Annotated in this window: 24 protein-coding genes; 11 read left to right on the top strand and 13 right to left on the bottom strand. The window is 43.1% G+C overall.

The features are described from left to right. Positions 1–187 precede the first annotated feature (187 nt). Positions 188–649 carry a GreA/GreB family elongation factor gene (locus tag AB4298_RS19400; RefSeq protein WP_371988016.1) on the top strand — a complete coding sequence of 154 codons (462 nt, stop codon included), beginning with the start codon at positions 188–190 and terminating at the stop codon, positions 647–649. 55 nt (positions 650–704) lie between these two features. Further along, on the top strand, positions 705–1,073 hold the full coding sequence (locus AB4298_RS19395; protein ID WP_371988014.1) for a hypothetical protein: 369 nt from the start codon (positions 705–707) through the stop codon (positions 1,071–1,073). A 276-nt stretch (positions 1,074–1,349) separates the two neighbouring features. Here the strand turns inward: AB4298_RS19395 and AB4298_RS19390 are convergent, their stop codons facing one another. Continuing rightward, on the bottom strand, positions 1,350–2,888 hold the full coding sequence (locus AB4298_RS19390) for a DUF3612 domain-containing protein (protein ID WP_371988013.1): 1,539 nt from the start codon (positions 2,886–2,888) through the stop codon (positions 1,350–1,352). A 152-nt stretch (positions 2,889–3,040) separates the two neighbouring features. Here AB4298_RS19390 and AB4298_RS19385 point away from each other — a divergent pair, with 152 nt between their 5' ends. Together AB4298_RS19385 and AB4298_RS19380 are read left to right on the top strand one after the other, a co-directional pair. Continuing rightward, complete coding sequence (locus tag AB4298_RS19385) at positions 3,041–3,550, top strand: aldolase/citrate lyase/malate synthase family protein (RefSeq protein ID WP_371988011.1); 510 nt, start codon at positions 3,041–3,043, stop codon at positions 3,548–3,550. A 298-nt stretch (positions 3,551–3,848) separates the two neighbouring features. Then, entirely contained in the window at positions 3,849–5,066 is a 1,218-nt protein-coding gene (locus tag AB4298_RS19380; protein ID WP_371988009.1) for an RsmB/NOP family class I SAM-dependent RNA methyltransferase, read from the top strand. 89 nt (positions 5,067–5,155) lie between these two features. Here the strand turns inward: AB4298_RS19380 and AB4298_RS19375 are convergent, their stop codons facing one another. From AB4298_RS19375 to hyaA, 12 genes are all read right to left on the bottom strand, one after another. Further along, on the bottom strand, positions 5,156–5,572 hold the full coding sequence (locus AB4298_RS19375; protein WP_371988007.1) for a secondary thiamine-phosphate synthase enzyme YjbQ: 417 nt from the start codon (positions 5,570–5,572) through the stop codon (positions 5,156–5,158). A gap of 119 nt (positions 5,573–5,691) precedes the next feature. Further along, the gene (locus AB4298_RS19370; protein ID WP_371988006.1) at positions 5,692–6,039 is read right to left on the bottom strand and encodes a hydrogenase maturation nickel metallochaperone HypA/HybF; all 348 of its coding nucleotides are present in this window, start codon (positions 6,037–6,039) and stop codon (positions 5,692–5,694) included. Next, complete coding sequence (hypE, locus tag AB4298_RS19365) at positions 6,039–7,052, bottom strand: hydrogenase expression/formation protein HypE (protein WP_371988004.1); 1,014 nt, start codon at positions 7,050–7,052, stop codon at positions 6,039–6,041. Before hypE ends, AB4298_RS19370 begins: the two co-directional genes overlap by 1 nt. Further along, positions 7,052–8,170, bottom strand: a complete 1,119-nt coding sequence (hypD, locus tag AB4298_RS19360) for a hydrogenase formation protein HypD (RefSeq protein ID WP_371988002.1) — start codon at positions 8,168–8,170, stop codon at positions 7,052–7,054. The genes hypE and hypD overlap by 1 nt, the downstream gene beginning before the upstream one ends. Continuing rightward, positions 8,170–8,418 carry a HypC/HybG/HupF family hydrogenase formation chaperone gene (locus tag AB4298_RS19355; RefSeq protein WP_371988000.1) on the bottom strand — a complete coding sequence of 83 codons (249 nt, stop codon included), beginning with the start codon at positions 8,416–8,418 and terminating at the stop codon, positions 8,170–8,172. The genes hypD and AB4298_RS19355 overlap by 1 nt, the downstream gene beginning before the upstream one ends. Beyond that, positions 8,418–9,239, bottom strand: a complete 822-nt coding sequence (gene hypB, locus AB4298_RS19350; protein WP_371987998.1) for a hydrogenase nickel incorporation protein HypB — start codon at positions 9,237–9,239, stop codon at positions 8,418–8,420. Before hypB ends, AB4298_RS19355 begins: the two co-directional genes overlap by 1 nt. A gap of 118 nt (positions 9,240–9,357) precedes the next feature. After that, entirely contained in the window at positions 9,358–11,844 is a 2,487-nt protein-coding gene (gene hypF, locus AB4298_RS19345; RefSeq protein ID WP_371987996.1) for a carbamoyltransferase HypF, read from the bottom strand. 3 nt (positions 11,845–11,847) lie between these two features. Beyond that, positions 11,848–13,629, bottom strand: coding sequence for a Kae1-like domain-containing protein (locus AB4298_RS19340; protein WP_371987994.1), 1,782 nt, complete (start codon positions 13,627–13,629; stop codon positions 11,848–11,850). Then, on the bottom strand, positions 13,616–14,173 hold the full coding sequence (locus AB4298_RS19335) for a hydrogenase maturation protease (protein ID WP_371987992.1): 558 nt from the start codon (positions 14,171–14,173) through the stop codon (positions 13,616–13,618). Before AB4298_RS19335 ends, AB4298_RS19340 begins: the two co-directional genes overlap by 14 nt. Before the next feature lie 9 nt (positions 14,174–14,182). Then, positions 14,183–14,851 carry a Ni/Fe-hydrogenase, b-type cytochrome subunit gene (gene cybH, locus AB4298_RS19330; RefSeq protein WP_220783235.1) on the bottom strand — a complete coding sequence of 223 codons (669 nt, stop codon included), beginning with the start codon at positions 14,849–14,851 and terminating at the stop codon, positions 14,183–14,185. Positions 14,852–14,865: 14 nt separating this feature from the next. After that, positions 14,866–16,569: a nickel-dependent hydrogenase large subunit gene (gene hyaB, locus AB4298_RS19325; RefSeq protein ID WP_371987991.1), complete on the bottom strand. Its 1,704-nt coding sequence runs from the start codon at positions 16,567–16,569 to the stop codon at positions 14,866–14,868. Positions 16,570–16,571: 2 nt separating this feature from the next. Next, a complete protein-coding gene (gene hyaA, locus AB4298_RS19320) occupies positions 16,572–17,708 on the bottom strand; it encodes a nickel-dependent hydrogenase small subunit (protein ID WP_371987989.1) in 1,137 nt (378 codons plus the stop codon). 656 nt (positions 17,709–18,364) lie between these two features. Here hyaA and AB4298_RS19315 point away from each other — a divergent pair. The 7 genes from AB4298_RS19315 to AB4298_RS19285 all read left to right on the top strand — a co-directional run bounded on the left by AB4298_RS19315 (position 18,365) and on the right by AB4298_RS19285 (position 26,129). Next, positions 18,365–18,757 carry a hypothetical protein gene (locus AB4298_RS19315; RefSeq protein WP_220781622.1) on the top strand — a complete coding sequence of 131 codons (393 nt, stop codon included), beginning with the start codon at positions 18,365–18,367 and terminating at the stop codon, positions 18,755–18,757. Positions 18,758–18,990: 233 nt separating this feature from the next. Further along, a complete protein-coding gene (gene cyoA / locus AB4298_RS19310; protein WP_371987987.1) occupies positions 18,991–19,893 on the top strand; it encodes a ubiquinol oxidase subunit II in 903 nt (300 codons plus the stop codon). 2 nt (positions 19,894–19,895) lie between these two features. Continuing rightward, positions 19,896–21,881: a cytochrome o ubiquinol oxidase subunit I gene (gene cyoB, locus AB4298_RS19305; protein WP_371987986.1), complete on the top strand. Its 1,986-nt coding sequence runs from the start codon at positions 19,896–19,898 to the stop codon at positions 21,879–21,881. Between the two features lie 2 nt (positions 21,882–21,883). Beyond that, complete coding sequence (cyoC, locus tag AB4298_RS19300) at positions 21,884–22,507, top strand: cytochrome o ubiquinol oxidase subunit III (protein ID WP_371988069.1); 624 nt, start codon at positions 21,884–21,886, stop codon at positions 22,505–22,507. Continuing rightward, positions 22,504–22,839, top strand: a complete 336-nt coding sequence (cyoD, locus tag AB4298_RS19295; RefSeq protein ID WP_220781625.1) for a cytochrome o ubiquinol oxidase subunit IV — start codon at positions 22,504–22,506, stop codon at positions 22,837–22,839. Before cyoC ends, cyoD begins: the two co-directional genes overlap by 4 nt. Before the next feature lie 13 nt (positions 22,840–22,852). Continuing rightward, the gene (gene cyoE, locus AB4298_RS19290) at positions 22,853–23,806 is read left to right on the top strand and encodes a heme o synthase (RefSeq protein WP_371987984.1); all 954 of its coding nucleotides are present in this window, start codon (positions 22,853–22,855) and stop codon (positions 23,804–23,806) included. Between the two features lie 148 nt (positions 23,807–23,954). Continuing rightward, entirely contained in the window at positions 23,955–26,129 is a 2,175-nt protein-coding gene (locus AB4298_RS19285) for a M3 family metallopeptidase (RefSeq protein ID WP_371987983.1), read from the top strand. Positions 26,130–26,133 lie beyond the last annotated feature (4 nt).

Raw genomic sequence — 26,133 nt, 5'->3', positions numbered from 1 at the left:
ACTATAAAGACATTTACTATTATGTCTTTACTTTAAGTTAACAATATTTTGTTTAAACTCAAGAATTAAGTGCGTGCTCAAGTAGAATAACCCAAGGCTTAATGAGTTTATTTTGTTAAGCTGTCAGCTATAGGTAACAGCAGGCTTAGGTTTAGTGGTAGCAATAACAGAAATTAGATTGTTAATTATGCAAGCGTTGAACAATACGCATCAAAATGCGATTGCAGCAGCTAAAAGAGCGCATGAAACAGCAACGAGTAAAGAGAGTGTCGCCAAAAGTAAGTACGAAACATTTGGTTTAGAAGCGTCATATCTAGCACACGGGCAATCTGTGAGAGTCGCTCAATGTAAAGCTGACATTGATGCCTTTGAGGCGATGTTTACAACAATGGCTTCGTTGCCAACAAAAGCAGATAAGGTGGCTTTAGGGCGTCTGGTTGAGTTGGTAGATCACAATGATAAAAGTCACTTCTATTTTATTGGCCCTAGCGCTGGTGGACTGAAAGTTGAATCCGATGAATATTGTTTTATGGTTGTCACTCCAGCATCTCCGCTTGGAAAAGCGATGATGAACAGGCAACTAGGTGAAGAGTTCGTGCTTAATGTAATGCAGCAACAAACAGAATTTGAAATCGTTGCTATAGATTAGTATTGCTATGGCTATATGTAAGCAATATCAGTCATTATCACTTTAAGAGGCAAATATGACAAAAACAGCCGCAGTGGCTAAAGCTAGCATGTTGATTATCGTAACGGCTTTATTGGCAGGATGTAATATCGCCAATCATGGTTCTTTTGTTAGCCAAACCTACCAAGATAAAAGTGTTACTGAAGAATTGGTAAGGTTAGGGCCCGTATTAGGCCATAGCTGTCAGGTGCAGTTTTTATATGTCTTACCCGTTGGCGACAGTGTGTCTTCTCCTAAAGCGATTGCGGCGGCAAAAAGCGTCATAGCAGGCACTAAGATTTTGACTGATGTAACCATAGATGACGGATTAACATTTGGTATCGGTTACTCTGAGCAGTGCATTAATGTTGAAGGTATCGCCTATGGCGTTGCCCAAACTGAATAAGCAGCCAATTTCTTCTTAAAAGCTTTTGCATAGCGCTTTTTTTAGCAAGAGTTTTCTCTATTGCTGTAGCTTCACCAAGGGTTTTACTACACAAATAGCTAAGCACATCGCCGCATCACAAACCTAAAGTACTGTAAGTGGGTGATTAGATGTTAGCTAAATCCCTTGGGTTATAGTGAACACCAGTTTGCGAAAAATAGACAGTCACAGGCAGTTTGCCTGCTGACTTGTGCTTTCACTAGCCTATCATACTTGCTACCTGTGTGGTTGAGTTAGTTATTGCTCCTCACTACATAAGGCGCGGCCAGCTTGGTAACAACTCGGTTGCCTTGGGCAGACTGCACCGCGAGCACAAATAAGTCGAGCGTCGTTTTCTATGCCGCGTTCAATCCAATTAATATTGAGAATTTTCGCTACGCTTATGAGGTTTTTCTTAGCATGCGTAGGCATAGTCACTGAGCCACTATTGGTGGCGCATGACTGTTTTAAATCCGCTGCAATCGCTGCTGCGTCGCCGCCTTGGGCATCAATCGCTGGATTTAAATCAATGCCGGCACAAAGCACGTGATTATTGCCCGCCATGTCTTCTACTTTAATCGACTCACAGCAATAGATCCTTGGCTCATCAGCGACATCCAAAATGGATATTTGCGCTGAGGTACCGGCTTTAGGCTCATTAATCATTCTAAATACTGCCCAGTGCTGACAGGGATCTTCTACTACGCGCATATTTCCCCAAGGCAGTGGAATACCATTACCTCGATAAACGGCTTTTAACTTGCCAGGGGCATAAGCATCAAAGTAGTGCCAATGGGGGTAGGGAGAGACAACCGTCATACGCCGCATTGCAACGGAGGCTGAAACCCCAATGGTTTTACTGACGTTAATTTCATAACCGTGACGGTCAAGTAATTGCCTATAAGCCACTTTAGGACACAACAATGCACCGGCAAAAAAGCTCGATTCGAAATCTCGCCATGCATGTAAAATATCTTGCGCATTTAGGGTTGAGGAAGCCGGTGCTGCGTTATCGTCATGGGAGGCTGTATGGCGTCGGCCAGCGGTTAATACGCACTTAAGTCCATCTTTATTGTGTAAAACACAGTGACCAATATGCACGGCTAAATCATATTTTAGCCGAGTGGGGTAGGACTTAAGCATTTTATTTAAATAAATGGTTGATGGCGGCTCAAAAAATGAAGTCACCACATGGGCTGTACTGACGCCCATCTCATCAACCACTTCTTGCGGGGTTTTATCAACCCACTTAAGTTTTAGTCCGAGAGATTTAGCAATATCTTTTAAATCGTCGAGGGCTAAAGGCAAACGTTTGTGACCGACTTCTTCAGCTGCACGTTCAAGATCGGGAAAGTGGTTCTGATGATGCTCTTGGTGAGCGCGAATAAGTAAATGGGCAAACTCTCTTCCCGTGGTGCCGGTTTGCGATAACATTTCTGGGATCGCTATCTGCAAAATATCGTTAGAAAATAAAAAGCTAGGCTCTAACGCCATACCACTTATTCCGCCGCGGCGGCCTTTCTCAGGTGTAATAGCATCGCCTTCGGGAACATCATCTAAAAACCAATCGACTTCCTTTTGAAACACTGCAGCAATCACGGCAAGCATGCCTGCGCTTGGGACGCGTTTGCCGCGTTCAATCATAGATAAATAGGAAACTGATGGCGCGGATTCTGCATCAACGCGTACGCATCTCGCTGAAAGATCTTCCATTGTGAGATGGTTACGTTTACGCAGGTTTCTAATCTTAGTCCCTAAGAAATGTGACTTTCTGATCAAGCTCTGATTATTTTTCATCTTGTAAAATTCACAATGTAAAATTTTTATTGTGAAATTGTAGTGAAAATTACACTAGACTACAAATCAAGCAATCAGAAAACGGAAATAATTTTGGTTGCGACGTTAACAAGCAATAGCTGAACCGAAATCGACAGTAAGAGGACAGGGCCATGGAACTATCAACAATCAATAGTACTCAAGTAAATCTAAATAATAACTTTATTGGTGCCGATCTTGTTGATGTGAATGTTGTCCAAAAGGCAACTAAAGACACAACGGCCCCTTGTGCAAAAGCATTTTTAGACGCTAAGTTTCCCCTCGCAAATGGCTCGCATAAAGATGCATGCAGCTATGTAGTGTATTACCAGCAACTGCTTATCTTTATGGCTGATGGTACGCAAACGGGATTACGTATCCCTAAGCAGTTTGTAGCGCTGAATGGTCATAAAAGTGAGCCAACGGCGATTTTGCTTAAAGATAATGGTACTCATGTCGAGCTCACTTTTGAGCGTAATAAAGAAAATGACTGCCAGGATTTGGCTAATATTAAAGATATTCAGCTAGAAGGGCATGAATATTGGATTAGTTTAATCGATATTGAGCGTTCAGTGATTGCGAGTTCGATGCAAGATCAAGTGTTTACCGCCAAAGATGGTAGTGACTATTTATTAAAGGACTAAAAGTTTATTAAAGGAATACAAGCGAGTCTATCGCTATCCTAATGATTAAATACCGCAATCAGTTGCGGTATTTTTTATTATGCTTATGAGTCTGTGGCTCAATATCCCATCGCATTTATTGAGCTTGATTGCTCCTCTCAATAAGCGTGCCTTTCTGCCACTCATTTAGCTTTGCGTCTGTTTACTGGAAGTAAGTCAATTTAATACTGATTTCTTACGGTATTTAGTCGGGCTAAGCTTGCGTATTGTCGTCTTTACTCCTATGATCGCAGCGTTTTCTAATCAGAGTAATTTTTTAATGTTGAAATCTTCGCTATCTCCTAGCTCTAACGAACTAGTGATCAGTATTCTTGATCTTGTTTTATCTGAGGGTAAGCCGTTAGATCGTGCTTATTCACAACACTTTTCGGGACTAAAATTAGAGCCGAAAGAACAAGGTCGCATCACATTCGTAGTGGGTGATATTTTACGAAGATTGAACCTTTACTGTTTCCTATCTGATGTTAAGCCTGAAGAAATGGCTCGTTTAGGTACGCGTTTGCTTAACGTCTGGCATCTATTCAACAATTTGCCGCTACCGAAAATGCAGTATGCGCTGCAAGTGAATGAGCAAGAATTAGCAGCTCGTATCGAAGAAGCTAAAGCCCAACCAGTTTTATGGGATGGCTGTCCTGATTGGCTTAACGAAATGGGTCAAGCGCAAATGGGAGATAAGTGGCCTGCAGAACGTGCAGCACTTAATAAGCCGGCTAAACGCTTTTTACGTACGAATATTTTAAAGTGTACCCGTGAAGAGCTTGCAACAGCGCTGCGTAAAGAAGGTGTTGAAACTGTTACTGTGCCGAGTGTTGATACTGCGCTTGAAGTGGTTTCTGATTCAGCTCTATTTAGAACCGAAACCTTTAAAAAAGGTTGGTTTGAGCAGCAAGATGCAGGTTCTCAGCTAGTGGCATTAGCACTTGATGCAAAACCAGGTATGCGCGTTATTGATGCGTGTGCTGGCGCAGGTGGTAAAACCTTATCTATTTCAGCGCAAATGCAAGGTAAAGGTCGCTTACTTGCGATGGATGTTGAGCAATGGAAACTTGATAACCTTAAGCAACGTGCTCGCCGTGCAGGCGCTCATAACGTTGAAACACGTATTATTGCCAGCAGCAAAACCATTAAGCGCTTAAAGTTAACTTGTGATCGTGTGCTATTAGACGTGCCGTGTTCAGGTTTAGGTGTACTTAAACGTAACCCAGATGCTAAATGGCGCGATACGCCAGAGCGTTTACCTGTGTTAGTTGAGCTACAAAAGCACATTTTGCAAAGCTATAGCCGCATGGTAAAAGTGGGCGGTATGCTTGTTTATGCAACCTGTTCTATTATGCCTGAAGAAAACCGCGACCAAGTTGATGCGTTTTTAGCTGAAAACAAACATTTTAGATTTATTGAAGATGAAACCATCAGCCCTGCAGAAACAGGCTTTGACGGCTTCTATCTTGCTAAACTAGAGCGAATTGCTGAAGTTTAATGGACTCAGTTTTAATCCAATAAAAAGAGCACTTTAGGTGCTCTTTTTTTATGTGTTTAGTTAATCAATTTAGACTGTGCCTTTTCGTTTTACTCGCCATTGATGGTGACGAGAAGCCTGCGCTTACCGCCATGATCACGATGCTCGCCTAAATAAATCCCTTGCCAAGTGCCTAGGTTAAACCGTCCATTAGTAATAGGAATCGTTAAGCTAACACCTAACAAGCTTGATTTAAGGTGTGCAGGCATACCTACGTCACCTTCATAGGTGTGGGTGTAATAGGGCGCTCGTTCTGGTGCTAACCGGTTTATGTAGGACTCAAAATCATCCCGTACACTAGGATCCGCGTTTTCATTCAGGCTTAGAGACGCCGATGTATGTTGAAGTAAAATATGTGCTACGCCTACATTTATCTTTGCAATTGAGATTGCTTGCTCAATTTCATCTGTGACTAAATGAAAACCACGGCTTTTAGCTGTTAAGGAAATTGTTTGTTGTAACCACATAATCTTTGCTCATACCGATATATTGCGAGCAATGGTTATAGATTTCTGGCGTTTGGTCAATCCTATTTTTGATCCGCTAGCCTAGCCATAATATTTATGCTTATGCTGTTTGGTATTAACTAAAGCTGTTCAAGCTCAAGTTGCATTAACATCATATCTTCGCCATCGAGTACGTGTGTATTGCTACTTTGGCAATGACCACAGAGTACATTCCGTTGTTTATGCTCGGTCTGTTTGCCGCAATCATTGCAGGCTATCACGAGATCTTGCAGCTGCATCACTAAATCGGCATCACGACAGATCCCCTCGAGTTTAAACGTATCGAATGCGGTTGCGAGCAAACTCGGTTCAACGCCACTTAAGATACCCAATTTAATCTCTACCCGAGTAATTGCCGTGGCATTATTATTTGCTGCAAGTTGCTCACATTGTTCAATTAAAGCGGTCACTATTGAATATTCGTGCACTAACAAATCCTCGGTAATAATTCGCCTTGAGGTACATCCAAATAGCGCTGGCTTCCCCATGGGGTTTGTAAAACGACTTTACCTTGGCGGGTATCTGTCACTTGGCCAATCACCACCGCTTGTTCGCAGTGACAAAAGCGCTGCATGATTTCTAGTGTCGCTTCAACACTGGCATTGGGGACGGCGAGGATAAAGGTACCTTCATTAGCAAGATCAAATGGCTCGAAGCCATACAATTCACATAGACCTTTTACTGCATCACATACAGGTACAGCGTCTTCAATGACTTCAATACCGACTTCGGATGCACTTGCCCACTCATTGAGCACTGCCGATAATCCGCCTCGGGTTGCGTCACGCATGGCATGAATATCGATATTCGCAGCAATCAGCTGCTCGACTATTGGCCATAGGGTTGCGCAATCACTGGTTAATTCAGACTCAAGGGCTAAGCCTTCACGCGCCATCAAAATTGCCGCGCCGTGACGGCCTACATCACGGCTGACGATAATCTTATCGCCTAGTTGTAGGTTTTTTACTGAGATCCCCGTGTGTAAAATACGTCCTACACCGGAGGTATTGATAAATACGCCATCGGCGCAGCCTTTAGGTACAACTTTAGTGTCTCCGCAGACAATGCGTGCAGAGGACTTCTTTAGCTCTAAAGCCATGCTGTTAACGATAGTTTTTAAACTGTCGATGGCAAAGCCTTCTTCGATAATAAAGCTGCAACTTAAGTATTGTGGCTCTGCACCCATCATGGCGAGATCGTTAACAGTGCCAGCAATTGAAAGCTTACCGATATCGCCACCAGCAAAAAACAGTGGTGCAACGGTAAAAGAGTCGGTAGTAAAGGCTAGATTGCCGTCAAAGTGCAATACTGCTGCATCTTCTTCGCTGCGTAAAATTGGATTATCAAAGGCGTTAAAAAATATCTCTTTAATAAGGCGGTTCATCTCTTTGCCGCCACCGCCATGACTTAATTGCACTTGTTTCGCGTTGTTATTCTGCATTATGCGACTCCGTTATAGCGGTAATAAGCGTTACAGGCACCTTCTGAACTGACCATACAGCTACCTAACGGTGTTTCTGGGGAGCAACCGCGGCCAAATACTTTACAATCTTTTGGCTTACATAAGCCCCGTAAAATATCGCCGCATTGGCAGGCTTTATGATCGTCTATCTCTTGATGAGGTAGGTCTTGCTGAAATAGTATCTCGGCATCTCTATGGCTAAATTCAGGTTTGAGCATTAATGCTGAGTTTGCGATAGGACCAAGCCCACGCCAGCGAAAAGATGGCCTGACGCTTAAGTAGCGGTCAATCAGTGCTTGCGCGCCTAAGTTACCTTCTTCAGTGACTGAACGGCTATATTGGTTTTCAAGTTTGGCGCTATTATCTACTTTCTGCTTAACAATCATTAAAATAGACTGCATGACATCAACAGGTTCAAATCCAGAGATCACCACCGGGGTATGATAACGCTCGACCGCACTTCGATACACTTTTGCACCACTAATTACACTGACATGCGCGGGACCGATGAAGGCGTTCACCTTGACCTTTTCATCAGCCATCACTGCATCAATCGCGGGTGGGACTAACACATGGTTAATATGAAAGAACAGGTTATCGATAGCTTGTTGCTCGGCTTGCTCGACTAATACCGCCGTCATTGGCGTAGATGTTTCAAAGCCGATAGCAAAGAAAATAACTTGTTTATCGGGGTTTTCTTTGGCAATTGTGAGGGTATCGAGCGGATCATAGATTGGCCGAATATCGCAGCCCTGCGCTCTAAACTGCGACAAACTGCCATTTGATCCCGGTACACGGATCATGTCGCCTAGCGTAACTAAAATAGTATTCGGCCTCTTGGCGAGTGCTGCCGCGTGGTCGATTCGCTCTTTAGGCATAATGCAGACAGGGCAACCCGGTCCATGGATAAACTCGATATTGTCTGGTAAAAGCTGCGATAAGCCATATTTCATAATGGTGTGAGTATGTCCGCCACACACCTCCATAATATTGATTTTATCTGGCAGCTGCTTTGCTAACAGGGCTATTTCGGTAGCCAGTGATTTGATTACTTCAGGATTGCGAAAGCCTTGATAGAGATCTTTAAGATTTATCATTAGGACTCCCGCTCTTCAGCTTCGAGTTTTTGCACAATTTCTTGATACAAAGCTAGGCTAGCCATAGCATCTTCAGTATCGATTTTGTTCATCACAAATCCAATATGGATTAACACAAAATCACCAAGACTTAGCGGCTCAGTCATTAAGTGGCTGCTGACTTTGCGTTTCACGCCCATGGTATCAACGGTTACAGCTTGCTCGTTTAAGTGGATTTCGACGACCTGAGAAGGGATTGATAAACACATTAAGCTAATGCTCCGCTTTTATCTTTATCCGTAATAGGGTTATTGGGTGCTTTAATGCTATTGCTGTGAATTTGGCATTGGGTTAATAACCAGTCCGTGACTTGTAATAACGACTCAGGCTGTTTAACGGAAACTGTCATTAACTCTACATTGGGATTGAGTTTGTGAAGTTGGGCTTTTGCTTCTTCAATACTAAAATCAAAGTGTTCAATCAAATCTGCTTTAGTGACCAATACTAAGTCAGCACGGCGGAACATCACTGGATATTTCTCGATTTTGTCATCACCTTCAGGGACTGATAGCAAGACAATATTTTTGTGGGTACCTACATCGTAACTGGCAGGGCAAACTAAGTTTCCTACATTTTCTACAAAGCAAATGTCGATAGAGTCAAGGTCAATATGATGTAACGCACTGTGTACCATAAAGGCATCTAAGTGGCAGGCGGCCCCAGTTTGTATTTGGTAAGCAGGGATGCCTTTGGCTTTTAATCTATCGGCATCTCTTGAGGTTTCTAAGTCACCCTCAATAACCGCATATTTCTGTTGTGTATGTTGATATAAATGCTCAAGTAGAGTGGTTTTACCGCTACCAGGACTGCTCATTAAATTAAAAGCGGTGATCCCTTTGGCGTTAAAATGGTCGCGATTATGTTGCGCTTCTATATCATTTTTATCAAGAATTTTATGTATAACGGAGAGCGTCGTTTTGTCGTTTAATTGAGGGTTACTGGCAATGTTGTCATCGGTTTTTGAATGAGAATGCCCCGATGTTAAAAGGTGATCATGGCGTGTGATCGAACAGCCGCAGTCTTGGCACATAAATAACTCCGTTTATGAAATAGGAATTCATTGTCGATCACACTTATGTGGTCGACATTGATGTAAATCAGCTTTGAATCGCTTAACTGGTGATATTGCTCACGTTAACGATTTCATCTTAGGTAAAAGCGCTTTGATTCGCTGGCGGTGGATTGTGGATCCCGAACCAGAGTTGACCTAAAGCGATACCGCCATCATTGATTGGCACCTTGTGGCTACTAAGCACTTCATAACCCAGTTGTTTTAGCTTGTTTTCACAACGCGATAATAAGTAGCGATTTTGAAACACGCCGCCGCTTAGTACTATGGGATAGGGAACGTGGTTTTGCTGGCTCAGCTCTGCTAGGGGCTTAGGCCAATGAAGCGGATTAAGTTGCCTTGTAGAATCACACACCATATTGCTAATCGCATCCATAAAGGCTTTAGCAAGCAGCGCGGTGCGTATCTCGGTCAGTGGCTCGGCGACGACGTGGTCTACAAGTTGCGCTATCAAATCTGATGCGTCCCAGACGCTATCTTTAGCCTGCCAATGCAGAGTCATCGATAGCTTGTTGCTAGCGTAGTTAATGTCATTCGCTGTGCTATTTTTGCTGTGATAAAAATTGATATCATTTTCATCAACAACACGGTTAGCTGCTGTTTCTATCAATATACCTGCTTGGCCTTCATATTGAATATCCGTTACTAAGCCAAGTAGCACAGCCACAGCATCAAACAATCTACCGACAGAGGAACATTTAATACTGGTGTTTTTAGCCCATATCGCAGTGAGGTTATTGAGCTCGTTTGAATTGATGTTTACTAATGGGGTCAGCTGTAATCGTGTTAATTCTTGCTTTGAGTATTTTTCAAGCAAAAGGCTAAGTAACACTCGGTAAGGTTGTTTTATTGCTTGCTCGCCGCCAATTAATTGAAACGGTTTGATGTGTGCTACACGCTGGTAATCATGCACATCACATAAGATGACTTCACCACCCCATAAGGTGTGGTCATCGCCAAGTCCGGTGCCATCGAAACTAAAACCTAGCACTGGTGTGGTCATTTGGTTTGCTGCCATGACGCTAAGAATATGGGCGTAATGGTGCTGAACAGAGGTTAAGCGAATAGTCCTAGCTGTTTGCGATTCCGCCTGTTCAGCAGCCCATTGACTGGTTATATAGTCAGGGTGTAGATCATGGACAATATGCCGGCTGGAAAATTGATATAGGCGGGTGAAGGTCGCCAGGGTCTTATGAAAATAATCTTCAGCTTCTACAGAAACAATATCACCAATATAAGGGCTTAGAAAAAGATTGTTCTCTACACCAAAGCAGAGACTATTTTTTTGCTGTGCACCAATGGCGAGAGTCTGTTGTTTAATGGGATTAGGTGTGTGGATCGACAAAGGCGCGTAACCCCGCGCCAGACGTAAAACTTGTACCTTGTCGTTGATAACCTGTACCACGCTGTCGTCGCAGCCATTTAAAATGATGCGGTCATGGTCGAGTATGTAGTCAACAACATGTCCTAGCTTTGAACTTATCTCCTCACTGTTGATGATGATCGGCTCACCACTTAAATTGGCGCTGGTCATAACAAGTGGACGTTTCAGCGCATCTAACAGTAATTGATGTAATGGCGTATAGGGTAAAAACACCCCAAGCCTATCGATATCAGGAGCAACGAGCGGACTCAGTGTTCCGATGGAACAAGTTTGACTAGCATTGGGTAAAGATTGTGACGCTGACAATTTTTGCATTAATACGATAGGTCGTTCAGCACTTGCCAGCGTTTGCCATTCGGTTCTATTACCACTAACCAGTTCCGCTGCTATGTCACTGCTTGCCACCATGACTGCAAAAGGTTTTGCAGGCCTCACTTTTCGTTGTCTTAGTATTGCTATGGTATTTGTATTGGTTGCATCGCAAACAAGGTGGTAGCCACCTAACCCTTTTATCGCGAGGATTTTGCCGGCTTTTAGTTGGTTTACGGCTTGGGTCAATGCGTTATTGTTATTCTCAATAACGGCTAATGTGGGTGTTTTAAAACTAAGTTGTGGCCCGCAACTAGGGCAACTAACAGGTTGGGCATGGTAGCGCCTATCCAAGGGATCACCGTACGCAGCGCTACAAGCATCACACATAGTAAAACTCGCCATGGAGGTGTTTTTTCTATCGTAGGGTAGAGCCTTAATCAAGGTATAGCGTGGTCCACAATTTGTACAATTGGTGAACGGGTATTGATAGTGGCGATTATGCGGATCATTAATCTCTTTGAAGCAATCTGCACAGGTCGATTTATCACTCGATACGGCAACATGGGCTTTGGCATTGGTTTCACTGTGGATGATATTAAATTGGTTACTGTTATGCTCCGTCTCAATAGTTTGAATGTGTAGATTGTCGATACGCGCAAGCGGCGGCGTATGCTCAAGGTTTTTAATGAAGGCGTTTAAGCTGGCTTGATTGCCTTGCACCTCTATGGTTACGCCTTCACTATTATTTAAGACGCTGCCAAAGAGCTGATGCTCAGTTGCTAGACGATAGACAAACGGTCTAAAACCGACACCTTGAACGATGCCGGTAATCTTTATGCGTTGACGCATGACTAAGTTATTAAGCGTCATTCATTAGTGCCTACGGCGTTTTAAATATAACGCACCGACAGCAAGGTTTACGCCTTCTAGATCTTGCTCAGGATTACACTCCAATAAAAAGTTTTTCCCGAGTCGTAGTGATAATCGTTGTCCTAGCAACTCATTTGCAAAGCCGCTTCCTGATAACAATACCGTTTTAATGCTAATGTTTTGATCTAGATGTTCAATCCAGTTACAGATAAAGTCAGCAAGGGAGTCATGCATCCCAAAAGCCAGCTTTTCGATATTGTCGCCTTCAGCAAGACGGAAGCTAATAATACTGCCCAATGTTTTGCACCAATTTAAACTACGGAACGCTTCTCCTCGGGTTAGTGGGAAGTCAATTCTAGGCGCGTTAGCACCTTTGTGGCACATACCCTTTGCAATCACATAATCACTTAATTGCTGCTTAGATAGGGTGTTTATATCTTGCTTTGCAGTCACAGCTCCCAAGAATATCGCGGCAATCGCCCAAAGGCTTTGTACGTTGTTTGTCGGTGGCGTTAATTTTAACGATAAGAGATTGATGTAATCTTCGGGAAACTGTTGCTTAAATTTCTCTATTAGGGCCTTTTGTGGCGAGAGTTCAAGCTGGTGGACAATCTCATAACCGTTATTAGGTAAAACAGGGAACTCGAAAAAGAGGTCGGTGTTTTGTTTGTCATCCAAGGTAACAATCTGATTATTAAATTTGTCACTAAAATAGATAACGGCTTTATGTTTTGGCTTTTTCTGCTTAATACAACTCGCGTGTAACGCGCACGCAGCAGCATCTTGGCTTTGCTGTTGTTTGGAGCTTCGCTGTTGCTTGTCGTGCATAACTTTGACTTCGATAACATCGTTTTTGCACTTGGCTAGACAACTTACCTCGCCCATATAGTCAAAAGAGTATTGCTGTGCATTGTCATGTAAAGGCTCTCTGTGTGCAGGGTAACGATGAACACTGTTTGCAACTGCAGCGTTCAGCGCGACCCACTGACCATTTATTTGCACCATTTGTGGGTTATCGCTATTTTCGACATAAACAAAGTCGATACCTTTTTGCCGCAGGATCTCGCAGATCACCAATAGTAGTCGAGATTTAGCAAAACAAATTTCATATAAGGCTTGCTCTAGGCGAGGGTGCTTAGCGATAGGGCGTGCTGTAATAAGTGGTTTTTCGATACTTGATAGGGCTAACACTTGTTGGTTGGTCACCGAAAAATGCGCATTTAGATTATTCGGATTACAAATCATTAAACAAGATCGTTGTTCGGTGTTGTCTTTTGCTATCGGCTTAAAGCTAATGCGTTGCTTTATGCCATAGTGTTCTATGGTTAATTCGCCATGTTTTTCTAATTGGCAAACGAGGTTTTTAACCCCTTGTAGCTTCATTTCTTTGAGCGATGCAGGTAAGCGAAGATGCGCGTTGCAGCATTGGCAAGGATAATTAACATCGCCAAAATTGGCTGACTGATTGTCGGCAAACTTTGGCTGGCAATGTTGGCAATATTCTAAATCTAATACACTTGGCGGCAATAAGGTTTTAGTGCCAGTCATATTTTCGATAGCGCGTATTTGAGGCTGTTCAAGCGACGTTGACAATAAAAAGTCACTGGCAATGGTATCTGCAAGGTTTTCTAGTTCTGTTTGTCTACCTTGGGCTTCAATAAAGTAAAGGTTGCCTTGTTGACCAATGCAAAGATCAAATTGTTCGCTGTGTAGGTATTGGTTGCATAGGTGCCCATAAAAGGGCACTTCTCGATTACAGTTAAACTCAAATCTAATATTCTTCATCTGCAGTAAGGCCACGTTTGTATGAATCGGGAATAAGGCTGTTAATATCGATATGTGCAATACGTTGGTGAGTAAAACCTAAAGAGTCTAAATGGCGTAATAAAGTGGTTTCCATTAATGGCACGGCGCTAAGGATCTGTTCGGTTAAACCTAATGTCATGGGTTCAAGAACGGTAGGTGTAATACCTAGCACAAAAGTTTTAGGCCGGTCGCCAACCATGTCCATCATGATCAAGGTTTGCAGCATCTCAACTTCGTGAGCGCTGCCTTGCCAGTCAATTTCAGCGGGAGCCTTGTCAAAATCAAAGAAGTACACTTCACCTGGTGCTACGCCATTAGCGTTAACCGTGTCGACCACTATTAGGTAGTCATATTGGCAAAGAGTGGGAATTAAACCTTGGGCAAGTGTTCCACCATCCAAAATATCGAGTTGTTCGATAGGATGATGGAAGTTGTAGTTTTCTTGGATGTAATTGACGAAGTGTACGCCGATGCCCTCATCGGCGTACAGGACATTGCCAATACCAAGTAGCAATACCTTCATGTTTTCCTTTTATTTTTTCTTATGGTAATCGTAACCTGAGACAATAGAGTCAACAGAATTATGCTTAAAGCGAATGCCGGACCAAACAGCCATATAAACGTGGATCACCACGAATATAATAAATACCCAAGTGAGGTAATGATGCCAGATCCGCACTGGTGCTAATCCACCCATCAAAGCCGTTAACCAATTAGCCATTGGCGCTAATAAGCCACCTAGACCTTCGTGATATACATTGGCATACAAGACTAACCCTGTAATGCAGATTAATAATGCAACGACAGATATTGCTAGGTAAGTCACGAACTGTAGTGGGCCATATACTCCAGCTTTGTCTAAATGTCCCATCCATAGATATGATTTAAGCTGGGTGATCCAGCTCTTTACACTCATCACATCTTTAAAGGAGCGGCGTTCGATGTCGCTTTTACCAAAAAAGAATAGATAAGCACGTACTATGGTGATAGCTACCAGTAAAAAACCAAAAACTTGATGCGCAGCGCGGATATAGCCTTGTACTAATACATCAGAGTTATCAGGAGCCACTAAAAATGGCCAGGATATATAAAATCCTGTGATGATGAGTACCAAAATGGCTAATGCTCTTAGCCAATGGAATATCCTTATTGCTGCACCAAAGATCAGTTCTCTATGGTAGGGCGCAGATTGAGTTGTCATGCTATCCCCCTTGGTTAAAATCCGTTGGGATCAATTTTAAATTCACCTAAGTTTTGGCCTTTGTAATCCATGACGTGTACTGCACATGCCATGCAAGGGTCAAAAGAGTGAATGATGCGGATAACTTCTAAAGGCTTAGTTGGATCTTCAAGTTTCAAACCAATCAGCGATGCTTCATAAGGACCCATTTTGCCTTGTGCGTCGACAGGTCCAGCATTCCAAGTGGTGGGTACGACTGCTTGATAGTTTTCAACTTTACCGCCTTTGATACGGATCCAATGACTAAGCATGCCGCGCGGCGCCTCAATCATGGCGTGGCCAACATACTCTTTGCTTGAGTCAATCTCAGGTTTAACGTAGGTCGCTTCATCAGACTGCATGTTGGTTAGCATGGCGTCGAAAGTCTTTAACCCTTCTTCAGCGACAATGACGGTCTGTAGCATACGCGCAGCTGTACGGCCTAAGGTGGTAAACAGTGCTTCAACGGGTAAGCCAGTTGCTTCAAGTAAGCCATTGACTGCATCAACGACGACTTGATTGCCACGGGCATAGCTAACTAATAGACAAGCTAAAGGCCCAACTTCAACAGGTTCCCCATTGTATCTCGGTGATTTAACCCAAGTGTACTTGCCGTCGCCATCAACGGTAGGCAGCTTGCCGTATACGGTGTCGCGCTCAACAAAACCAGTGTAATCAGGGACGGTTGTTCCATCATATGGATGCTGCGGTGCATCCGCTTTATACCAAGCGTGGGTAGCATCTTCCTTAATCATGTCTGGGTTAAGATCGCTGACATTGGCAAGATCGCCATTCATGATCACACCTTGGTTAAACAGGTACTGGTTATCTCCAAGTAAAAAGTCGTCACAAGCTAAGAAGTTTTTGATATTGACGCCACCCAGTACACTCGGCTCGCTACCAAATGCCGCTGCAGCCATAACAATATCCGCTTTATAAGCGCGAATTATGAAGTCATGCACCATTTCATGTTTTTGTTTCCACTCTTGTAAGCGAGCGGGGCTTAACATATCTCGGACAGACGTCACACCACCCACTACGATTGATTGTGGGTGCGGTGATTTACCGCCAAAGATAGCAAGCATCTCTGCAGCGACGCGTTGAACTTCAAGTGCTTTTAGATAATGAGATAGCGCAATGAGGTTTTGTTCTGGTGTGAACTTATAAGTTCCATTACCCCAATAAGCATTAGCAAAAGGACCAAGCTTGCCGGTTTCAACTAAGCCTTTAACCCTTTGTTGTACCGCTCTGAGATCGCCTTCACCTGCAGCAATAGGGTTTTCGGTGTACTTCATTGCTTCTTGGGCGGCTAATGCTGGGTCTGCACTTAACGCTGAAACCACATCTACCCAGTCAAGGCCATGTAAGTGATAGAAATGCACAATATGGTCGTGCATATACAAGGATGTTTGCATCAAGCTACGTAAATACTTTGCGTTAAGTGGAATTTTTACCCCTAACGCATGCTCAACGGCTTCAGTACCGCAGCGGTAGTGAGAATAGGTACAGACACCACAAATACGCTGCACGATTAGCCCGACATCCATAGGCGTACGGCCTTTGAGAATCACTTCAATACCGCGCCATAACGTTGAAGAAGACCAAGCTTTTTGAATGACATTATTTTCGTCAACTTCGACTTCTACACGAAGGTGACCTTCAATACGAGTGATAGGATCGATTACTACACGTTTGCTCATGATTATTCCTCTTCAGGCTTGGCAAAAATACTGGCGACAGCATGCGCGCCAATTCCCACTGCGGTGGCACCCAAAATAACTGCGCCTATGGTGTCACTGGTGGCATCTAAACCATGCAGTAATTGTCTGCCTAAAGGTTTTTCAAAGTCAGCCATATCATCCCAGAAACTTGGCTCTGAGCAGCCAATACAGCCATGGCCTGCAAGCACGGGCCAGCTGGTGTGGTGATTGAATCGCTCTGTAGGGCAGTTGTTATAGGTGTACGGGCCCTTACAGCCGACTTTATATAAGCAATAACCATCTTTAGCGCCTTGATCGCCAAACTCTTCTACAAATTCGCCGGCATCAAAGCGGCCCCGGCGCTCGCAGTTATCATGTACGCGCGCCCCATAAGCCCACTTAGGACGATTAAACATATCAAGGGCAGGGAGCTTGCCGAACATAATGAAGTACATCAGTGTGCCGACAATATTCTTTTCACTCGGTGGACAACCGCCTAAGTTAATCACGGTTTTATCGACAACTTCGTAAACACCTTTGGCACCAGTTGGATTCGGTGCTGCTGCTTGAATACCACCAAAGGCGGCGCAGGTGCCGACAGAGATAATCGCTGCCGCACCTTCTGCGGCTTCTTTAACTATGTGTAATCCAGTATGGCCTTTACAGCCTACCGTTAAGTAGGCACCGTTATTAGCGGTTGGTACAGCACCTTCAACCGCAAGCAGGTAATTGCCTTTATAGGCTTTTAGCGCATGCTCAAGGTTTTCTTCTGCTTGCCAGCCCGCAGCGGCCATCAAGGTTTCGTGGTATTCGAGTGAAACATGTTTAAAGATAAGGGTATCGAGATTGGGGCTATCGGTACGGATCAAAGATTCGGAACAACCAGTACATTCAGCGAGGTGTAACCAAACGAGTGGCACTCTATCAGCAAGCTCCGCAGCTTCAGCGACCAAAGTGCTAAAAGGCAATGGCAAAGCGAGCATAGCAGTGACTGCAGCGCTCCATTTCATAAAGTCGCGACGGGTTATGCCGTTTTGTTGCATTTTTTGCTGTAGCGTTTCACTACCACGTGGTTCTAGCTGGCGAAGTTGTTCTATTCGCGCTAAACCTTGCTGATAAAGGGCTTCATGTGTTTCCATGGTTAAACCTTTTTTTATTTATAAGGAATTTGCTCAACCAAAACAGTCTAGGCCTCATAAATGCGATGGTTCTTGATATGCGTCAAGCTTTACGGACCTTTGTGGGATAGTACACAAAGCAGGTTTAAAGCAGTTGAGCTGGATCATCAAAATAATATCCCCTTAGACAAATTGACCCAAAACTGCTTAATAAGTGATGTACCTCACAATTTTTGATTGATTTTTAGCTGTCGCTGAAATCGTTTTAAGTTCTTAATCTGTTAAATGCCTAGGTAATGGAGCGCTATTATTTGAGCGTTAATTCATTAAAGTGTGAGGTGGTCGACTTGTGCTGGTTGCTTGGGGTGACCTAGGTCTGGTTGGTCGGTTTTTTTGAGAGCTGAGTAGTTTTTATTTTGTTAAATCCGTTAACGAGTTGGATCTTGAGTGTGTTTATTAAGGTTTATTTAATATAAATAAGCATTTTAAGCAGAAAGTGACTTTCATTTTGTGATTGCTTCTTGCTACTCTCCACATTTACGAGGGTACGGTTAATGAGTTTGATTCGTACTTACTCTCTTAAATAATGAAATGTTGACTGTATAGTGTGCAATTTTTACAAGTGCATTAACGAATTGCTCGCATTTATCAACGGCACTCAATAAGCAGGATATTGTTTGAAATTAACTTCTTCACAGCAATGGATTACGACATTGTCACGCTTGACAGAAGAATCTAATGTAAAAAAAGTTAGTTATTCCCTGTTTGTAAATGGGCTGATTTTACTTTTATTCTCAGAAAGTCTTGGCGCATTGGTTGATGTTAGTGAATTAATCGCGCTAGGTGACAGCTTTATTTTAGAATGTTTGGGCGTTAGTTTTGCCAGTTTACTGCTGACTAACCCAATCGTTGTCGAACAATTATGGCGCCTCGTTCGCTATATTCATAAACTGCTGAACGATCTCCTGATCCACAAGCAAACGCCAATTACGCACCTTGCCCCAACTTCCTCACAAGTGGCTGTCGCACACGGTTGCCGCGCTCCACCTTACTTTTCTCAGTGTTTGTAAATTCTATTATTTAGAAACACACCTTTAATTTGTTGATAAAAGATTAAGAGTCGCTTTGGCTTTTTGTTTTTTAGCACATAGCTATTATCAAATAAAATCATAAATATACATGGTCATACCTGTGCGTATTAAGCATGGCTATAACTGCGTGATAAAGATAATAGCCAATGCTGTAGTGCAAGTGTTGTCCTGTCTACAGAGAGATAAAGCTTTAAGGTTAGAGGAATCTTCCTTTGTTTATTAAAAGTTTGAGTAAAGCGACTTTGGCAATATTTTCGATATTGCTTAGTGGCTGCGCAGGCGGCGTGTTAGATCCTAAGGGACAAATAGGTATCGATGAGAAAAACCTCATTGTTATTGCCACGCTGCTAATGTTGATTGTTGTCATTCCGGTTATTTTCATGACGTTGTTTTTTGCATGGAAATATCGCGACGGTCGAGATCACGAGATATACACGCCTAAATGGGCTCATTCAACACTGATAGAAACTGTCGTGTGGTTCGTCCCCATAGTTATTGTTGTAATTTTAGGCGTCATTACTTGGGTATCCACCCATGAACTTGATCCCTACAAACCATTAAAACACGAAGCTACGCCCATTGAGGTAGAAGTGGTTTCGCTTAATTGGAAATGGTTATTTATCTACCCTGAACTGGGGATCGCTTCTGTTAATGAATTGGCTTTTCCTGCCAATGTTCCGGTTAATTTTAAAATAACTTCTGATACCGCGATGAACTCATTTTTCATTCCGCAACTAGGTAGTCAAATTTATTCAATGGCGGGTATGGCAACTCAGCTGCATTTAATCGCCAACGAAGCTGGGACATTCAATGGTATTTCTGCCAATTACAGTGGTGCTGGTTTCGCAGGAATGAAATTTAAAGCGATAGCCACAGCGACTCCTGAAGAGTTCGATGCTTGGGTTGCTAAGGTGAAAGGTCATGATCTAAAACTGGACGAGCAAAGTTACCAGCTGTTGGCTAAACCGAGTGAAAACAATCCCGTTCAATATTATGGCCACGCGAGTAAAGGCATGTTCAACCATATCGTTATGCAATATATGTACATGGAACCCAGCATGGATATGTCACAACATTCAGGGCATATGCCCGCTAAACATGGGGAGTCAAAGTAACCATGTCTATTTTTGGAAAGCTCACTTTAGAGTCTATACCGTATCACGAACCTATTATTATGGTGACATTAGCAGCCGTAGCCGTTATTGGGATTGTGATTGCAGGTCTTATTACTAAATATAAAAAGTGGAACGTGCTATGGAATGATTGGTTCACTTCTGTTGACCATAAACGTTTAGGGATTATGTACATCGTATTGGCTATGGTCATGCTGATCAGAGGATTTTCTGATGCCATTATGATGCGAACCCAGCAGGCGCTTGCCACTAACGGCGCGGCGGGGTACTTACCACCAGAGCACTATGATCAAATCTTCACTGCTCATGGGGTGATTATGATCATTTTTATGGCTATGCCATTTATGATTGGTCTGATGAACCTAGTGGTGCCACTACAAATTGGTGCTCGTGATGTGGCCTTCCCATTTTTAAACAATTTAAGTTTCTGGCTCACCGCCTCTGGTGCGGTTTTGATCAATATCTCACTGGGTTTAGGTGAGTTTGCCAAAACGGGCTGGGTAGCTTATCCACCTTTGTCTGAATTGGCATTTAGTCCAGGAGTCGGAGTTGATTATTATATCTGGGCGCTGCAGATCTCCGGCATAGGAACGACCCTTACAGGCGTCAACTTTATTGCCACAGTATTGAAAATGCGTGCTCCGGGCATGAAATTGATGCAAATGCCTATTTTCACTTGGACCTGCACTTGGGCCAACATCTTAATTGTGGCCTCATTTCCAATTTTGACGGCGTTGTTGGCAATGCTAACGCTTGATCGTTATATGGATTTTCACTTTTTCACCAATGCCGGTGGCGGTAACGCCATGATGTACATCAACTTATTTTGGGCATGGGGACACCCTGAGGTCTATATTCTTATTTTACCGGCCTTTGGTATTTTCTCTGAAATAATTTCGACCTTTACCTCAAAACGTTTATTTGGCTATAAGTCTATGGTTTGGGCGAGCGGTGCTATCTCTATTTTAGGCTTTATTGTTTGGTTACATCACTTCTTTACTATGGGGTCTAGCGCTAATGTCAATGCCTTTTTTGGGGTGATGACCATGGTTATTGCTGTACCGACTGGGGTGAAGTTATTTAACTGGTTATTTACCATTTATCGTGGCCGTCTCCGAGTGACAGTACCCGTGTTATGGACCTTAGGTTTTATGACCACCTTTACCATTGGCGGCATGACTGGTGTGCTGCTAGCACTGCCGGGCGCTGATTATGTATTGCACAATAGTCTGTTTTTGATTGCGCATTTTCATAACACTATTGTGGGCGGCGCTGTGTTTGGCTATTTAGCCGGATTTGCTTATTGGTTCCCAAAAGCAATGGGCTTTACCTTAAATGAACGTTTAGGAAAGGCCTCATTCTGGTGTTGGCAAGTTGGTTTTTACGTTGCTTTTATGCCTTTGTATGTCCTTGGTTTCTTAGGTATGACACGTCGAATTAGCTACACCGATAACCCGGATTGGAATTTTTGGATCTACTTTGCCGCAGTGGGCGCGTTTATCATTTTTGCTGGTATTGTTTTGCAGTTTGTTCAGCTCTATGTGAGCTTTCGTGACCGCGAGCAAAACCTTGATACTACTGGTGATCCTTGGAACGGGCATACACTTGAATGGTCAACAGCTTCACCGCCTCAGTTCTATAATTTTGCAGTAACCCCAACGGTTTCTGATATTGATGCATTTACAGATATGAAAGAAAAAGGCATCGCTTACCAGCGTTACGCACAATACCAACCAATCCATATGCCAAAAAATACCGCTTGTGGTGTGTTAATCGCGCTCGCACTGACCGCCGCTGGTTTTGCTGCTGTGTGGCACATTCTCTGGCTAGCTATTGCTGGTTTGATGGGCGCCTTTATCGTTTTCCTCGTTAGAGCTTATAGCAATGGACACGATTATTACGTTCAAGGTGATGAGATCACCGCAATTGAGGCTGCGCATTTAGATGCCGTAGCAAAGGGGGCTGTATGAATATGGAGATCGCAACGGAGCGTATGACGCAACAAGTGTTATCTGCTGATCCGGTTGAGCATCATGATAGCGATGATACAAAACTGTTTGGCTTTTGGCTTTACTTGATGACGGATTGCATTTTATTTGCGTCAGTATTTGCAACGTATGCAGTGCTGTACATGAATACAGATGGCGGTGTGTCAGGTAAAGACATATTTGAATTGAACTTTGTGTTATTTGAAACCCTCTCCCTGTTATTTAGCAGTATTACCTTTGGGTTCGCTTTTATTTGTGCCAAACGCAATAAGCGTATAGCCACCTTAAGTTGGTTGTTAGTGACTTTTGCGTTGGGCTGCGTATTTATTGGTATGGAGGTGTATGAGTTTCACCATTTGATTATGGCTGGCCATGGTCCCCAGCGGAGTGCGTTTTTATCCTCATTTTTTGCGCTAGTTGGCTTGCATGGTTTACATGTTACTGCTGGGCTAATTTGGATGGCCATTATGATGGTCGAAATACTAAAAACCGGTCTAAATAATCGCAGTATTACCCGCTTAAATTGTTTAAGTCTGTTTTGGCACTTTCTGGATATTGTTTGGATCTGCGTCTTTACGCTTGTGTATTTATTAGGGGTTATTTCATGAGCCAATCAAAGTTGAATAATATCGAGCAAGTTGATTCAATTTATATGGAGATTAAGTCCTACTTAATCGGCTTTGTGCTGTCGATCATCTTAACCGCCATTCCTTTTTGGTCGGTGATGAAGGCGCCATTTGATAAGCAGATCACCATTGCGGTTGTGCTTGTAACGGCTATCGTACAAATCGTTGTGCATCTAAAGTACTTTTTGCATTTGGATTTTTCGACAAAGGGTCGCCTCAATACATTCTCATTCCTATTTACTGCCTTGGTTATTGTCATGGTCGTAGGCTTGTCAGTGTGGATTATCTACGCTGCGAATGCATTGATGATGTAGCGAGAAATTGATAATGAAAAATATAAGTCAGTTGATATCAACACCGTTGACTACGCCACCAGCTGTATTAACTCGCTATAAGGCGAATCTATTAGGTTATGTCCAAATCACTAAGCCTGGGATCATTCTTGGAAATTTAATTTCTGTTGCTGGAGGCTTTTTGCTGGCAGCAAAAGGGGATGTCAATGTGGGCTTGATGCTGGCAACTCTAATCGGATTGTCTTTAGTCGTAGCGTCAGGTTGCGCGGTGAATAACTGTATTGACCGAGATATCGACGTAAAAATGCAGCGTACGTGTAATCGGGTGACTGCTACTGGCGAGGCGTCGTTAGGTAGCATATTGGCATTGGCTGGCTTACTTGGTGTAGCAGGATTTTGGGCTTTGGCGTATTTCACCAATGCAACCGCTTTATTGTTTGCTGCCGTCGGTTACCTAGTTTATGTGGGTTTCTATAGCCTGTACATGAAACGTCGTTCGGTCTACGGCACATTAGTCGGCAGTTTCTCTGGGGCTGTGCCTCCAGTAGTTGGCTACTGCGCGGTTACAGGTAAGTTGGATATTGGCGCGGTTATCTTGTTAGTGATGTTTAGTCTTTGGCAGATGCCGCATTCATATGCGATAGCTATTTTCCGATATGACGACTACCTTGCTGCAAAAATCCCCGTTTTACCCATAGCTAAAGGCATGACCACAGCTAAATTGCATATTGTGCTTTATATAGCAGTTTTTGCTTTGGTCAGTAGCTTACTGCCATTAACTGGGTATACCGGAATAACCTTTATGGCCGTTACTTGTGCTACCAGCTTATGGTGGCTGGCGATGGCGCTAAAAGGTTATCGGCAAGGAATTAACTTACAGACGTGGGCGAGACAAGTTTTTGGTTTTTCAATTCTTACCATAACAGCGCTAAGTATCACCATGGCGCTGGATTTTCAACAAGTGGCGCAAACGCCTTTCACACATTAAACACTGGAATAACCCATAAACGGGTTCTTACTTAAGTTGATTTTTAGGACGGGAATACATGATGTGTCCCGTTACTAATGAGTCAGTTATGAGAGCGTAATCAGAAGAAATATAACGACAGAATAACTCAAAAAAGAAGGAGATCTATATGCGTAAAAATCATATCACCCTGGGGATTGCCCTGGCTACAGGGATGTCATTTGTATTATCTGGCTGCACTGTAGAGTCAACTGATGCGGTTAAGGCTAGGAAGCTAAACCTAACTAATGCGGTCCAAACTGCAGTAATACCAATCCAAAACGTGTTGCTTTATCCAAGTCCGTTACAAGACCACGCTCCCCAATTCGATAAAATTAATAACAGTGATTATTTACCAGCTTTTAAAGTGGGTATGCAACTGCATGATGAACAGATAGATGCGATCATTAATAATCCATCCTTGGCCAATTTTGATAATACCATTGTAGCAATGGAAGCCTCGGGCCAAGAGCTGAATCAAGTCTCGCGGATTTTTTTTGGCTTATTAGGATTAAACTCTGATGATGAGATGCAGAAGATCCAAGCTCAAATTACTCCAGAGCTGACGCGGCATACCGACAATATTTATCTTAATCAAGCTCTCTTTTCTAGAATTGAAACTGTTTATAAAAAGCAATTATTAACGCGAGAGCAGCAACGACTAACAGCTATTTACTATAATAAATTTGTTCGAGCAGGCGCTAAGCTTTCCATCGATGAGCAAGCTCGAGTTCGTATTATCAATGCAGCGCTAGCCAATAAAACTGCTGAATATTCACAGAATGTTCTCAAGTCATTTGAAAATGACGCGATTATGGTTAGTGATATTGGACAGCTAGATGGACTCTCTGTTGACGATATAGCGGCGCTTAAGCGAGCGGCTACATCGGCAGGAAAAACGGGGTATATGATAACCCTCGTTAACACCACAAGGCAGCCGATATTATCGCAATTAACTAACCGCGAGTTACGTCAACAAATATGGCATGCATCAGCTAATCGCGCGATAGATGTTAATGGACCTTTAGCTATCGAGATAGCGAAACTTCGCGCGGAGAAAGCGACATTACTCGGTTACCAAACGTGGGCTGCTTATGCGGTTGCCGATCAGATGGCACAAAAACCGGCTGCAGTATTTGAGATCTTAGATTCCTTGGTACCAAAGGCCATCGCTAAAGCGGAGTTAGAATCGCAAGATATACAACAAGAAATCACCAAACAACAAAGAGTCATGCAAGGGACAAGCTTTAAACTGCAGCCTTGGGACTGGGCTTTTTACGCTGAAAAAGTACGCCAACAAAAATTTGATCTCGATGAAAGCCAGTTGAAACCTTACTTTGAATTTAATCGTGTTCTTAATGATGGATTGTTCTATGCGATGCATAAGCTTTATGGCATAGAGTTCAAGCCTCGTCCTGATCTACCTGTTTGGAATGACGATGTTAAGGCATTTGAAGTGTTCGATAAAGACGCAAGCTCCATTGGTCTTTTCTATTTAGCTCCCTATGCAAGGCCAGGTAAAAACGGCGGCGCTTGGATGGACGAATTTGTAACTCAATCTGGTTTGTTAGGTAATCGACCTGTTGTTTACAACGCTCTAAATATTCCAAAGCCTTCTGTTGGCAGTCCGACATTGATGACTTTTGATGAAGTAACCACCATGTTTCACGAGTTTGGTCACGCAGTCCATGGGCTGTTTTCTAAGGTTGAATACCCAAGTGTTGCGGGTACTGCTACGGCAAGAGATTTTGTAGAGTTCCCATCTCAGTTTAACGAGGACTGGGATATCAACCCTGTGGTTATCTCACATTACGCAAAACATTATCAAACAGGTGAGCCTATCCCTAAACCGCTGCTAGATAAAGTGCTTAAATCACATAAGTTTAATCAAGGCCATGATACAACAGAGTACCTTGCTGCTGCACTTCTTGACCTTGAGTGGCACTCGATTAGCGTAGACACGCCGATTGAAAACGTTTCAGACTTTGAGCATAAAGTATTGGCTAAGCACGGTATTGATTATGCGACGGTGCCAGCAAGGTATAAAACCAGTTATTTTAGTCACAGTTTTAGCGGCGGCTATTCAGCAGGTTATTACGCTTATTTATGGACAGAAGTACTAGCGGCAGATGCTTTTTCTTATATGGATAGTAATGGAGGGCTTTCTCTTGAAAATGGTAATAAATTCCGAGAAGCGATTCTTTCAAAAGGAAATAGCCAAGATTTAATGCAAGATTATATCAACTACACAGGTAAGCAGCCCAATATTGATAATTTACTTATTCGCCGAGGATTAAACGATTAGTCTA

It is taken from the genome of Shewanella sp. 10N.261.52.F9, from assembly GCF_041471165.1.
GTDB lineage: Bacteria > Pseudomonadota > Gammaproteobacteria > Enterobacterales > Shewanellaceae > Shewanella > Shewanella marinintestina.
Note: the sequence above shows the minus strand (reverse complement) of the source record. Positions and strands in the feature narration are given on the sequence as shown.

What these genes read in the sequence shown, in the direction of transcription:
- AB4298_RS19400 (WP_371988016.1), top strand. Translation starts at nt 188, where the DNA reads ATGCAAGCGTTGAACAATACGCATCAAAATGCGATTGCAGCAGCTAAA.
- AB4298_RS19395 (WP_371988014.1), top strand. Translation starts at nt 705, where the DNA reads ATGACAAAAACAGCCGCAGTGGCTAAAGCTAGCATGTTGATTATCGTA.
- AB4298_RS19390 (WP_371988013.1), bottom strand. Translation starts at nt 2,888, where the DNA reads ATGAAAAATAATCAGAGCTTGATCAGAAAGTCACATTTCTTAGGGACT.
- AB4298_RS19385 (WP_371988011.1), top strand. Translation starts at nt 3,041, where the DNA reads ATGGAACTATCAACAATCAATAGTACTCAAGTAAATCTAAATAATAAC.
- AB4298_RS19380 (WP_371988009.1), top strand. Translation starts at nt 3,849, where the DNA reads ATGTTGAAATCTTCGCTATCTCCTAGCTCTAACGAACTAGTGATCAGT.
- AB4298_RS19375 (WP_371988007.1), bottom strand. Translation starts at nt 5,572, where the DNA reads ATGTGGTTACAACAAACAATTTCCTTAACAGCTAAAAGCCGTGGTTTT.
- hypE (WP_371988004.1), bottom strand. Translation starts at nt 7,052, where the DNA reads ATGCAGAATAACAACGCGAAACAAGTGCAATTAAGTCATGGCGGTGGC.
- hypD (WP_371988002.1), bottom strand. Translation starts at nt 8,170, where the DNA reads ATGATAAATCTTAAAGATCTCTATCAAGGCTTTCGCAATCCTGAAGTA.
- AB4298_RS19355 (WP_371988000.1), bottom strand. Translation starts at nt 8,418, where the DNA reads ATGTGTTTATCAATCCCTTCTCAGGTCGTCGAAATCCACTTAAACGAG.
- hypB (WP_371987998.1), bottom strand. Translation starts at nt 9,239, where the DNA reads ATGTGCCAAGACTGCGGCTGTTCGATCACACGCCATGATCACCTTTTA.
- hypF (WP_371987996.1), bottom strand. Translation starts at nt 11,844, where the DNA reads ATGACGCTTAATAACTTAGTCATGCGTCAACGCATAAAGATTACCGGC.
- AB4298_RS19340 (WP_371987994.1), bottom strand. Translation starts at nt 13,629, where the DNA reads ATGAAGAATATTAGATTTGAGTTTAACTGTAATCGAGAAGTGCCCTTT.
- AB4298_RS19335 (WP_371987992.1), bottom strand. Translation starts at nt 14,173, where the DNA reads ATGAAGGTATTGCTACTTGGTATTGGCAATGTCCTGTACGCCGATGAG.
- cybH (WP_220783235.1), bottom strand. Translation starts at nt 14,851, where the DNA reads ATGACAACTCAATCTGCGCCCTACCATAGAGAACTGATCTTTGGTGCA.
- hyaB (WP_371987991.1), bottom strand. Translation starts at nt 16,569, where the DNA reads ATGAGCAAACGTGTAGTAATCGATCCTATCACTCGTATTGAAGGTCAC.
- hyaA (WP_371987989.1), bottom strand. Translation starts at nt 17,708, where the DNA reads ATGGAAACACATGAAGCCCTTTATCAGCAAGGTTTAGCGCGAATAGAA.
- cyoB (WP_371987986.1), top strand. Translation starts at nt 19,896, where the DNA reads ATGTCTATTTTTGGAAAGCTCACTTTAGAGTCTATACCGTATCACGAA.
- cyoC (WP_371988069.1), top strand. Translation starts at nt 21,884, where the DNA reads ATGGAGATCGCAACGGAGCGTATGACGCAACAAGTGTTATCTGCTGAT.
- cyoD (WP_220781625.1), top strand. Translation starts at nt 22,504, where the DNA reads ATGAGCCAATCAAAGTTGAATAATATCGAGCAAGTTGATTCAATTTAT.
- cyoE (WP_371987984.1), top strand. Translation starts at nt 22,853, where the DNA reads ATGAAAAATATAAGTCAGTTGATATCAACACCGTTGACTACGCCACCA.
- AB4298_RS19285 (WP_371987983.1), top strand. Translation starts at nt 23,955, where the DNA reads ATGCGTAAAAATCATATCACCCTGGGGATTGCCCTGGCTACAGGGATG.